We start from the raw sequence: 10,714 nt of genomic DNA on the forward strand, positions 1-10,714 counted from the left end.
AAGAGACTTCCGTTGTCCTCGACCTACTTGAACGCCAGGCGACGGTCGCTGTGTGGTTCTTGGAGTCTTTTTTTCGCGCAACACATCTGAGTGAGCCGCCCGCGTCTGCGGGCGCGTCGCAAGTGAACGGATTTCCATCCCACCCCACCGCGCCCGCTGACGCGGGCGGCTCACTGTCGCTGGACCACATCACGTCGCAACGTCACACGACCGCTTCGTGGAACAACCGCTCCAACCGATCGACATTCCGTGTTAGCGAGAACTCGTCGCGGACGCGGGCTTGTCCCGCCTGTGCCATCGTGGTGGTGGCTTCGGGTGTCATGCGCCAGCGGTCCAGCAGCGTGCGCAACGCCTCAGCTTGTCGTTTGATGGGGCGGTCCTCGACGGTCAGGAGTCGACCCGTGACGCCGTCTTCGACGAGTTCCCGGATGGCGGGCAGATCGCCCGCGACGACCGGCAGACCGGCGGCCATGGCTTCCATGAGGACGACGGGAATGCCGTCACGATCGCCCGAACCCGCAGGCCGACACGGCAGGGCGAAGGCGTCGTGCTCGCGTAACAGCTCGGGCACGCGCTCGGCGTCGACGGGGCCGAGGAACGTCACGTTCGCCTCGGCCGACGCTTCGAGCGATGCCCGCAGCGGCCCGTCGCCCGCGACCGTCACGCTGACTCCGGGGAGGTTTGCCGTCGCTTGCACGAGTGTGTCGACGCCTTTCTTCTCCACGAGCCGGCAGACGGTCAGGACGCGGAGCCGATCCGGCACGCGTTCGGGCGGCGGGCCGTAGTCGTCGATTGGCACGCCACAGCGGGCGACGTCGTATCGGCCGTCGGGGTGGGTCGAGCGGTAGAGGTCGCGATGCCACTCGCTTACACACCCGACGAACGCTGCGCGTTCGAGCTTGCGACGCAGGAGTTGCCGACGCTGGAAGAGGTCGTTGGCGTGCCCTGTGAAGCTGAACGGCACGCCCGCCGCATCGGCGGCGTACATCGCGACGCTCGTCGGCGCGTGAGCGAAATGCGCGTGAACGTGCCGGATGCCGAGGTCGTGCATGCGTGCCGCGAGTCTGTTCCCAGCTTCTGCTTGAAAGTACAGCGTGAGACGATTTCGCAGCGAGGTCGATTCCCTCGGGAAGATCATGTCTGCCATCGCTCGTGATGGCCAGCTCGTCAGACGCGGTCGTACAACGACCTCCTGCCCCGCTGTGGTTCGAGCCGGAAGACGCTCGTAGACGAACTCCGTTGTGTGAAGCAGGTCGCGGAGTGACTCAGGGACGTCGGTTGGTCGTCGCAGTCCAAAGGTGTGCACCGTCCATCCGCGTCGTCGAAGCTCGCGCACTTCGCGCCAGACAAACGTCTCGCTCCGCAGCGGAAACTGTCCAGCGACGTAGGCGATGGGGAAGCGGTCGCTCATCACTTGTACTCGATGATCCCGCTGCTTCGCCCGCGCAGCTTGTTCCAGCGGTACTTGAGCTGACCCATCGCCTGGGGCACTTTTCCGAGCAGCACCCACTTGGCGTACGTGGCAGCGTCAGAGGGGTCGTCGCCGCGGGCGGTGCGGAAGGTGCGGATCCGTTTGAAGAGCAGGACGTACGCCGATGCGATGACGGGCAGCACCAGCAGCAGGGCGATGCCGAAGACGATCGCGAAGCTGCGACGGGCCGGGCTCTCGACGACGAGCGCGACGATGGTCATCGCGATCACCCCGGCCGAAGCGAGCGTCGCGTTGAACGGCAGCGACAGGCCCAGCACGTAGTTGCTGCGCACCTCTTTCGCCCCCGTCGGCGGATGGCGATCGAGCGTCTCGGCGTAGGCGTGGCCGGCGCGTTTGTTGCGGTTCCACCACTGCTTCCACGACGTCATGGCCGCATCGTGGCGCGTCATCTCGGCGTCGAGTCGACGCAGCCGCCAGCCGAGTTTGCGCATGCGGAGACACATCTCCGGCTCCTCACCGGCGATCATCGTCGGGTCGTAGCCGTCGACGGCATCGAGGGCTTTTCGCCGGAACATCGCATCGCCGCCGACAGCGGCCGCCTCGCCGACGGGCGTGTCCCACTCCATGTCGCACAGCTTGTTGTAGGCGGTCGCGTCCGGTTGCCGCTCTCGACGTCGGCCTGCAACGCCCGCGAGCTTCGGGTCGCTGTCTAGCGCCCAGGCCGCCGTTTCGAGCCAGCCGTCGACCAGCTCGCAGTCGGCATCAATGAACTGCACGAATGCAGCCTCCGCGGGCACTTCGGCCAGCCCGGCGTTTCTTGCACGGGCAGCGGTGAAGGGCTGGCTCATGTCGAGGTCGACGACCGTGACGCCCAGCGACCGCGCGTGCTCCGGCGACCCGTCGGTGCTGCCCGAATCGACGTAGATGACGCGTGACGGATCACCAATGAGCTTGATCGCAGCATCAAGGCATGTCCGGCAGCGGTCTCCTTCGTTCCGACCGATAGCGACGATGGCGACGTTCTCCATGGCTTAGCGGTGAGCGACAGCGAGCTTTCTGGTGAACGCGGAGGAGGCTCGCTGGCGCTCACCGCTAAGCGACAACGATCTCATCGAACTCCGATCGGCTTCGCAGGAATCCCGACGACTGTCACTCCAGCGGAAACGTCTTTCACGACGACCGCGTTGGCTCCAACCTGCGCGTCGTCTCCGATCGTGACCTTCCCGAGCACTTTCGCGCCTGCGCCGATGTTGACGCGGTTGCCAAGGACCGGCGCGTCGAACGGTTGGTCCATCGTTTTGTTCCCGAGCGTGACGCCTTGGCGAATGGTGCAGTCGTCGCCGAGGACGCAGTTGCCGTGGACGACGATGCTGTGCTGGTGCTCGATGACCAGACGCCGGCCGACGGTGGCGGAGTAGGGCAGCTCGATGCCGTAGACGTCGCGGCACTTGCGGTACATCCGTCGGTACCAGACGGACAGCGGAGCCCGGAACGGCTGCGGCACGCTCATGCGCCAGACGCCAAATCGATAAGCACGAAGCGCCTTGAAGCCCGGGCGTGTGCGATCGCCCTCGTGGCTGGCGAGGTCTTCGCGAACGAGCGCACGCATGCCGGCGAACGTGGTCGGATCAGGCTCGCTCACGCGGAAACCCTCCAACCGCGACGGAAGACGCTGTGTCGGAACGAGTCGGCCAGCAGGTGCTGTGGATCGTGGTCGTCCTTCCTCTGGAACCGTCGACGCAAACGCCACAGGCCAAAGCCCGTGAGCCAGGCGGCATCCGCAAGGGTCGCGCGGAGTGTGCCAAGCTGCGTCAGAAAGTACCGCCGTCGGCTGTCGAACCAGTAGGTGGGCATGCGCTTGGTGACCTTGCCGCTGATGCCGCTGGCCTGTCCGACGAGGTGGACGACGCGGCTCTTGGGCACGTACCAGCGTTCGAAGCCCGCACGCATCGTCTCGCGACAGAAGGCGACCTCCTCGAAGTACATGAAATACGCCTCGTCCATGTAGCCGACCTGGTCGAAGACCTCGCGTCGCACCAGCAGACTTGCCCCGGCCATCCAGTCGGCGGGCTGCGGCTCGTCACCAACGGGCACGGGCGGAGCGATGGCGAATCTTCTGAGCAGCTTCGTGATCGGACCGAGCCGCGTGCCGGCTTCGAACTCGCTCAAGACGCCGGGAAACCGAAAGGCCGATCGCTGCGGCGTACCGTCGGGGTCTTCGAGCCGACTGCCGGCAATTCCGACGTCCGGATGCGCGTCGAGGAAGCGGACGAGCTCCACGAGGGCATTGGGCCGGACGACCGTGTCCGGGTTCAGCAGCCAGACGTACCTGGGCGGATCGCCCGAGTCGACGAACGGTCGAATCGCCTCGTTGTTGCCATAGGCGAAGCCGCCGTTTTTGGGCAGTCGGACCAGAGAGCACCAGTCGCCCCAGCTGCGTTCGGCGATGGCCTGTTCGATCTGGTCGGGTGAGTCGTCGCCGCTGTCGTTGTCGACGACGCGAACGTGAATGGTCTCCTCGAAGCGAGCGATTTCGGGCTCGAGCGACGCGAGGCAGTCGACGGTCAGGCCGCCGGTGCGGTAGTTGATGATCGCGACGGTGGCGAGCACGGCTGGTTCTACGAAGCTACGCCTCGCCGTCGTTGATCGCACGCTTGCCCAGGAACGACGCCACGATCGGCGGCCGGACCTGTTCGACACGACGTCGCCCGAAGATCGCCACGCCCGCGAGCGCCAACAGCACGAACTGGAACGGCTCCATCGGCAATCCGAACCGCGCGGCCGTCACGGTCAGCGTGTACGTCAGCACGGCCAACCCTGAGAGCAGCATGACGTGCGAGAAATGCCACCCGCGACGCCACGCAACGAAGCCGCCGACGAGTGTCGCGAGCAGCAGCACGGCCCGCGTGGTCGGGTAGAGGTAGAAGAACTTGTATCCGCCGGGGTGATCCCAATCCCACCACAGCGTCTTGGCCAGCCGTTTGCCGCTGACGGCGGCGTACATGCTGGGGTTTTCGCTGATCCAGCTCTTGGCCCACTGACCAAAAAGCTCCTCGCGCTGCACGGCGGGTTTGCCGTCGAGGGCGATGCGCTGTTCGGGCGTGAGCAGGTCGTACTGGCGAAGCTCGTCACGTCCGGTGGCCTGAACCTGAGCGAGGCGTTCGGCGGTCAGTTCTGGGCGATCGGTGCCGCTGTGGCCGGGGTCGGTCGCGTTGTTGCCCTTCCAGACGTTGACCCAGAACGTGCTCTTGATCGGCATGAACGTGTCGTGGACGCGGTAGTTGCGCCACGTCCAGGGCCCGATGATCGCCAGTGCCAGCGCGAGAAGGATCGCACCGTTCCGCAGTCGCAGCGGCTTGGGCAGGCGCGGCGTGAGCAGCACCCAGACGCCTGACAACGCCATCGGCGGCAACAGCACCGGCTCGGTGAGCGCCGCGAAACACCCGATCACGCCGTACGCGATCCAAGGCAAGATCCGGCCGGTCTCCAAGCTCTCGAGCCACAGCCACGCGATCGCGACGAAGCCGAACGTGATCGCCACGACCGCCTGGGCCTGCGTGACCGCAAACACCTGCGTCGGCCAGATCGCGAACAGGCCTGCCGCCAAGACGCCGACGACGTGGCCCCAGCGTTGGTCCGGGGCGAGGCGACGTGTCAGCAGGTAGAGCGCCGGGACTGTGAGCGCTGCGAAGACCGCGTTGACGATCCACGCAGCCGTGTAGGCCGCAGACGAGTCGACACCGAAGATCTTGAAGAGCCCCGCCAGAAACAAGGGGTAGGGCGGCGATTGCACGCTGCTGGGCTCGTAGAGCCCGCGCTCGGTGTAGCCGGCCGATTCGTTGAAGCTGAAGCCTTCGCCCAGCAGGAGACCCTTGGCGAGGCTGGTGTGTTCCATCGCTCCCGGAGCGTCCGGGTTCGCGATGAGCAGGATCGCTGCGAGACGAAGCAACAGAGCACTCATCGCCAGCACGACGATGACCGACGGCAGCACGCTCTCTGGCCGATCGGACGATCGGGCAGGCGATTCGGGGGCGAGGGTTCCGGCGGGCACGGCAGTCATGAGTGTGGCGACGCGGGTCCCGTCTGCCAAGCAGACGCGTCTTGCCCTTCATCGGCACACCGGACGCCTCGATTCAGGAGAACGCACCTGCCGTGGCCGGGGCGTGCTCCTCAGAGAACCGCTTGGCCGCGTCGAGCTGGACGGGCTCGGCATTGCCGGCACGCTCCTGCACCTCACGAATCATGCTCGCCAGCATGCCCAGCAGCATCCAGAAGAGCGTCGCGTACACGAATCCGAAGAAGACGGTGTACATGCCAAGCGCCGTCCCCACGACGCCCGCGACGCCGGCCGCCAGCGGCAGACGGCTCGCGCCGTTCTCGACGTAGACCAGGGCCATCATCGCCTTGAACGCGATCACAAAGGCCGTCAACAGGAACAGCACCAGATAGCCCCAGCCGAAGTTCAAAACGAAGAGGGCGTAGCTGTTATCGATGCTGGCAAGCCCGAAGTAGCTGGGCTCGTACTTGGTCTTGCCGATGCCGAAGACGCCTGCCTCGCGCATGCCTTCCCAGGCCGAGTGGACGATGAAGTGCCGCACGTAGAGCGGGCCTGAGGTTTCGTCGGACTGCTCGTAGTGCTCCCAGGCCGGGGCTTCAGGTTCGGTCTCGATGAAGTGCTGCGACATCGCCGAGTAGCCGAGCAGGGCGACCAGTCCGATCGGCAAAAGGGCGTAGGCACCGATGCGGCTTGCCCGGAGGAGCAACAGCAATCCGCCGATCGCGGAGACGGCGACGTAGCTGGTGAAGCTCATGCTCGTCAGCACCATGATGGTGCACCCGATGCCGCCCACGAGCACCCACGGCGTCTTGAGCGATCGCCCGCACGTCAGCGCCATCGCCAGCAGCATGCAGCCGAGAATCGCGCCGCCGTTGCCGAGATCGATCGGGTGGCAGAACGACGCCTGAGCCCGGAAGAAGCCGAATCGGCCCTGGACCATAACCCAGTCGACGGTGGTCAGCCCGAGCGGACTCATGATCTGCCGCGAGTAGTACATTGGGATCAGTCGCCACTCGATGAGCGCAACGAATGCCAATCCCGCCGCCAGCACCGCGATCACCTTCGCCGCGCGGACGCGCCAGTACGGATCGACGAAGGTCGCCCGGGCCATGAAATAGGGGCCCAGCACGGTGAGCGTGTCGTTGCCGATGGTGCTGACGCCCGTGTAAACGACGTCGGTGACGACGCCCGACAGAACGCGCCACAGGGCCAGCAGCACGACCATGATGTCGATCACGCCCAGCGAAAAGACCTTCCTGGGCCCGCGGATCACAACGCCCAGCAGCGTCCCATAGCTCGCTGCGGCGATAATGCTGATGTCCGGCAGCTTCTGAACCTCGATCGCCGGCACCGTGAACGCCAGCAGCACGCCCGGCAGCAGCACGTACGTGAAGACCGCACCGACCGAGCGATTGAGCGATAGCCAGAGGCTGACCGCTCCGACCAGCAGAATGAGCGCCGTCGGAATCGGGCTCACGCCGAAGCCACCTCCGCGGGTTGGGAGGTTTCGACGCGATCAGCCGTGCGCGGACGATGGCCATTGAGCGGCTGGGGCGTCGAGTCGCTGTCGGACGAGGCGATGCGTGCAATCAGGTACGTCGGGCGTCCCTTGACCTCGACGAAGATGCGGCTGAGGTACTCGCCGATGATGCCCAGCGACAGCAGCTGCACGCTGCCGATGAACGTCACGATCGCCGCCAGACTCGGCCAGCCCGCGTCAGCGCCGGTGATGTCGAACAGCCCGTCAAGCACGGCCCACAGTGTAAACGCCAGCGAGAGCACTCCACAGGCGACGCCGACCCGCGTGACCATTTTCAGCGGCACACCGCTGAAGCTGACCAAGCCGTCGGCTGCGAGTTTGATGAGCTTTTTGAGCGTGTACTGCGGCACACCGGCGGCCCGGGCGTCGCGCTCGTATTCCAGGCCCGTCTGCTTCAGGCCGACCCACGTCCGCAAGCCACGGACGAACCGCTCGCACTCCGGCAGGCCGTTCATCAGGTCAACGGCCGAGCGGTCCATCAGGCAGAAGTCGCCCGAATCGAGCGGAATGTCCATCTCGCTGACGAAGGCCATCAGTCGGTAAAAGACCCAGTACGCCGTCCGCTTGAAGGCGTTTTCTTTGCGTTTGCGGCGGACGGCGTAGACGACCTGGAAGCCCTCTCGCCACTTGTCGACGAACTCGGGCAGAATCTCGGGCGGGTCCTGCAGGTCGCAGTCCATGATGGCGACCGCATCGCCAGTCGCGACGCGAAGCCCGGCACTGATCGCGGCCTGGTGGCCGAAGTTGCGGGTCAGGTGGACGGCTTTGACGCGCGAGTCCTTCTCGGCGGCCTCGTCCAGAATCCCGGCAGTCTTGTCGCGGCTGCCGTCGTTGACGAAGACGAGCTCGAGGTCGAGGCCCATCGCAGCCAGCCTCGGGCCGACGCCCAGGAACCGCTCCAGCGCCATCGGCAGGACGTCCTGCTCGTTGTACGCGGGCAGGACGACGCTCAGGCGTTGTCGCGGGCGGTCGGAGGACGAGGGCATCGGTCGGCGGTGACGGCGGTCGTTGGTCATGGGCGGCCGACGCGGCAGCGGCCGGCATCAGTGTATCGGCAACCCGCTCCGTCCGATCCGGCCCGGAATCAGGGATCGTTCGCCACATCGGCCAAAAACCGCTCGAAGGCGTCGGTCGCCGCAGCCCAGTCGTGCTGGTTGGCCGTCGCGTAAGCCGCGTCGCTCATGCGTCGCCACGCGTCGGCGGGTTGGGTCACGACCTCCAGTGCCGCCTCGGCCATCGCGGCCGGGTCTTCCATCGCGACAAGCCGCCCATTGTCGGACGTCACCAGGTCCGGCGCGGCTCCGGCGGGCGTGCCGACGACCGGCGCCCGGCACGCCATCGCCTCCAGAATCGGCAGGCCGAACCCCTCGCAGCGGCTGGCGAAGAGCCACGCGTCGCAAGAGCGATAGATCTCCGCGATCGTCTCCTGTGCCGGCCTGCGCTGGTAGGACGCCCAGTCTGGCGTGTGGCCTTCCTCGCGATCGTGCACGCCGAACGTGACGACCTTGAGATCCGGCAGCGCCTTGCGCATCTGCGTTACGGCCTGGGCGGCGATGTCGGCACCTTTGAACGCGACGCGACTGTCCATGAAGCCCACGGTCGGCGGCTGGCCCAAGTCGCGCTGCGGGGCGTCGAACAGCTCACGCGAGACGGCGTTGGAGACGACCGTCGACTCGCTGCCGTATTCGTCGCGGCCGACGTCGCTGATCCAGGATGCGACCGTCACACGCGCAAAGTCTGGCGTCTGCCACGTGACGCGACCCGCCTCGGCCCTGGTTTCCGGCGTGGCCATCATCACGCGCTCGTCGTGCTGGATGAAGTGGACCTTCCGGCCCTTGGTCGGCGGGAACATCGCGACCCACGGCACGGTCTGCCACCACGTCGCGACCACCACGTCGGCGTCGGGCACATCGTGTTCGCGGATCGGTCCGCCGTGGGGTAGCCGGACGTGCATCGAGCCCAACGCGTCGACGTGGCTCGGCCCGGGTGTGGGTAGCGGCTGGGGCAAGAGCGCTCCCCAGTTGCCGTAGAGGACGTTCTTGATTTGGTCCTTGGCACGCCTGGCCAGCGGTGGGCTGGGGTGCATGCCGAGGCTGACCACGGTGACGTCGTGGCCGCGCGTGCTCAGTCGGTGGGCATACTCCGCGACGACGCGGACGCCTCCTTCGAGCGAAGCGACGGGCAGGACGAACGTGATCCGCACCCTTCACCTATCGGCCGGGAGACGACCCGGCAGCAGTTGACCGACGGCATCGCGAACGGTGGCGAAGCTCAGATGGTCGCGAATCAGCATTGGCCCGGCCGACTCGATCGCGTGGCGTCGCGTGGCGTCGGTCAGCAGGGACAGCACTGCGGAAGAGAACCCGGCATCGTCGTCGGCGACGAGTGCTGCAGGGCGATCGGTGCCCGCCAGGACGTCAAACCCGCGCATGGCCAGCGGCGTGGCGACCTGAGCCCGACCCATCGCCGCCGCCTCTGCCACCTTGATCTTCGTTCCGCCGCCCCACCAGCACGGAACGGCGACCACAGCGGCCTGGGCGTAGGCGTCGCGAAGGTCTTCCACGAATCCGGCCACCTCGACGCCAGGCGTCTGGTCGCAGAGCGAGCAAAGCTCGTCGGACAGGCCCTTGCCGACGATGCGGAACACGGCGTTGCTATTCGCGCTGTGGATCAGCGGCCAGATTGCTCGCAGGAAGCGATCCAAGCCATGCGCGTTGGGGCCGTGACGCAGGTCGCCGACGAAGAGGACGGTCGACGCACCGTCGGCGGACGGTGGCAGGGCATCGGGCAGGCGTTGCGGATCGTCGGGATCGGCCGGGACGTTCGGCAGGTGCGTCGTGGTGATGCCCTCTCCGGCGAGCGCGTCGGCGTCGGTCTGGCTGGTCACCCAGACGCCGTCACAGCGACGAACCTGCGGCAACAGCGTCTTGCGCACCGTCCGTCGCGCGACCGCCATCCCGAGCCGGCCGACGATGCCAGGCCAGGGCTGGGCACCGTGCTCGGAAGCGAGCGTGAGCCAGTCGACGTCGTCAAAGTCGAGCAGCGTCCGCTCCGCCTTGTCGAACAGCGCGTCGCCGCATCGGCCGAGCGTCCACGCGTAGCGGACCACGACGATGTCGGGCCGGACCTCCCGGGCGACGCGACGCACCGCGTCGACACAGGCGGCCTCCGCTGAATATCGGGCGGCGAACCGCGTCGCGACGGCCTTCAACGTGCCCAGCGGTCGGATCACGCTCCGCACGACCGGCACCACGTCGGGCGAAGCGCTGACAACCTCGTGCACGCCGAAGGCTGCGGCATGCTCGGGGTCAGGTGGGGCACCACCGCCGACGGGCAGGATGACGAGCGTGTGGACGTCGTGTCCGATCGCGATCATCGCCTCCTGCAGCAGGCGTGTCCGCTGCCCGCCGCCGTTTCTCGAAAGCGGCCAGGGCGGCACGCTGGTGACGTAGAGCACGCTCGACATCGGTCAGGCGGCCTCGGCTTGTTGTGTGGCGGAGTCTTCGTGGTGCCGCTTGGTGAGGCTCGCGATTGCCAGCTTCCACGGCTCTTGGGCGAGTGGCCGCCGCTGCAGCGCCTTGAGCGCGTAGACGAAAGCGGTCTGTCGTTGGTGCGACTTGAAGGCCCACCAGCCATAGGTCAGCAGGAAGTCGGTCCGCTGGCTCTCACCGACCGGCCGCCACGC

Annotated in this window: 10 protein-coding genes; all 10 read right to left on the reverse strand. The window is 66.7% G+C overall.

From position 1 onward, the window contains the following. Positions 1 to 202: 202 nt before the first annotated feature. Positions 203 to 1,411, reverse strand: coding sequence for a glycosyltransferase family 4 protein (locus tag AAGI46_12325; protein ID MEM1012992.1), 1,209 nt, complete (start codon positions 1,409 to 1,411; stop codon positions 203 to 205). Beyond that, the gene (locus tag AAGI46_12330; protein ID MEM1012993.1) at positions 1,411 to 2,460 is read right to left on the reverse strand and encodes a glycosyltransferase; all 1,050 of its coding nucleotides are present in this window, start codon (positions 2,458 to 2,460) and stop codon (positions 1,411 to 1,413) included. Before AAGI46_12330 ends, AAGI46_12325 begins: the two co-directional genes overlap by 1 nt. A gap of 80 nt (positions 2,461 to 2,540) precedes the next feature. Then, positions 2,541 to 3,041 (reverse strand): serine O-acetyltransferase, encoded by a 501-nt coding sequence (locus AAGI46_12335; protein ID MEM1012994.1) that lies wholly within the window; start codon positions 3,039 to 3,041, stop codon positions 2,541 to 2,543. Between the two features lie 29 nt (positions 3,042 to 3,070). Further along, a complete protein-coding gene (locus tag AAGI46_12340; protein ID MEM1012995.1) occupies positions 3,071 to 4,042 on the reverse strand; it encodes a glycosyltransferase family 2 protein in 972 nt (323 codons plus the stop codon). Between the two features lie 16 nt (positions 4,043 to 4,058). Next, positions 4,059 to 5,492: a glycosyltransferase family 39 protein gene (locus AAGI46_12345; protein ID MEM1012996.1), complete on the reverse strand. Its 1,434-nt coding sequence runs from the start codon at positions 5,490 to 5,492 to the stop codon at positions 4,059 to 4,061. A 73-nt stretch (positions 5,493 to 5,565) separates the two neighbouring features. Then, positions 5,566 to 6,966 carry a hypothetical protein gene (locus AAGI46_12350; GenBank protein MEM1012997.1) on the reverse strand — a complete coding sequence of 467 codons (1,401 nt, stop codon included), beginning with the start codon at positions 6,964 to 6,966 and terminating at the stop codon, positions 5,566 to 5,568. Next, positions 6,963 to 8,015 (reverse strand): glycosyltransferase family 2 protein, encoded by a 1,053-nt coding sequence (locus tag AAGI46_12355; GenBank protein ID MEM1012998.1) that lies wholly within the window; start codon positions 8,013 to 8,015, stop codon positions 6,963 to 6,965. The genes AAGI46_12350 and AAGI46_12355 overlap by 4 nt, the downstream gene beginning before the upstream one ends. Before the next feature lie 98 nt (positions 8,016 to 8,113). Continuing rightward, positions 8,114 to 9,232: a glycosyltransferase family 4 protein gene (locus AAGI46_12360; GenBank protein ID MEM1012999.1), complete on the reverse strand. Its 1,119-nt coding sequence runs from the start codon at positions 9,230 to 9,232 to the stop codon at positions 8,114 to 8,116. A 3-nt stretch (positions 9,233 to 9,235) separates the two neighbouring features. Further along, complete coding sequence (locus AAGI46_12365; GenBank protein ID MEM1013000.1) at positions 9,236 to 10,495, reverse strand: glycosyltransferase family 4 protein; 1,260 nt, start codon at positions 10,493 to 10,495, stop codon at positions 9,236 to 9,238. 3 nt (positions 10,496 to 10,498) lie between these two features. Further along, a partial coding sequence (locus AAGI46_12370) for a hypothetical protein (GenBank protein ID MEM1013001.1) occupies positions 10,499 to 10,714 on the reverse strand: 216 nt, incomplete at its 5' end.

The organism is Planctomycetota bacterium, assembly GCA_038746835.1.
GTDB lineage: Bacteria > Planctomycetota > Phycisphaerae > Tepidisphaerales > Tepidisphaeraceae > JBCDKH01.

Bases quoted from the DNA above. Each gene is read 5' to 3' on its own strand.
- AAGI46_12355 (MEM1012998.1), bottom strand. From the start codon at position 8,015: ATGCCCTCGTCCTCCGACCGCCCGCGACAACGCCTGAGCGTCGTCCTG.
- AAGI46_12325 (MEM1012992.1), bottom strand. From the start codon at position 1,411: ATGAGCGACCGCTTCCCCATCGCCTACGTCGCTGGACAGTTTCCGCTG.
- AAGI46_12330 (MEM1012993.1), bottom strand. From the start codon at position 2,460: ATGGAGAACGTCGCCATCGTCGCTATCGGTCGGAACGAAGGAGACCGC.
- AAGI46_12345 (MEM1012996.1), bottom strand. From the start codon at position 5,492: ATGACTGCCGTGCCCGCCGGAACCCTCGCCCCCGAATCGCCTGCCCGA.
- AAGI46_12365 (MEM1013000.1), bottom strand. From the start codon at position 10,495: ATGTCGAGCGTGCTCTACGTCACCAGCGTGCCGCCCTGGCCGCTTTCG.
- AAGI46_12335 (MEM1012994.1), bottom strand. From the start codon at position 3,041: ATGCGTGCGCTCGTTCGCGAAGACCTCGCCAGCCACGAGGGCGATCGC.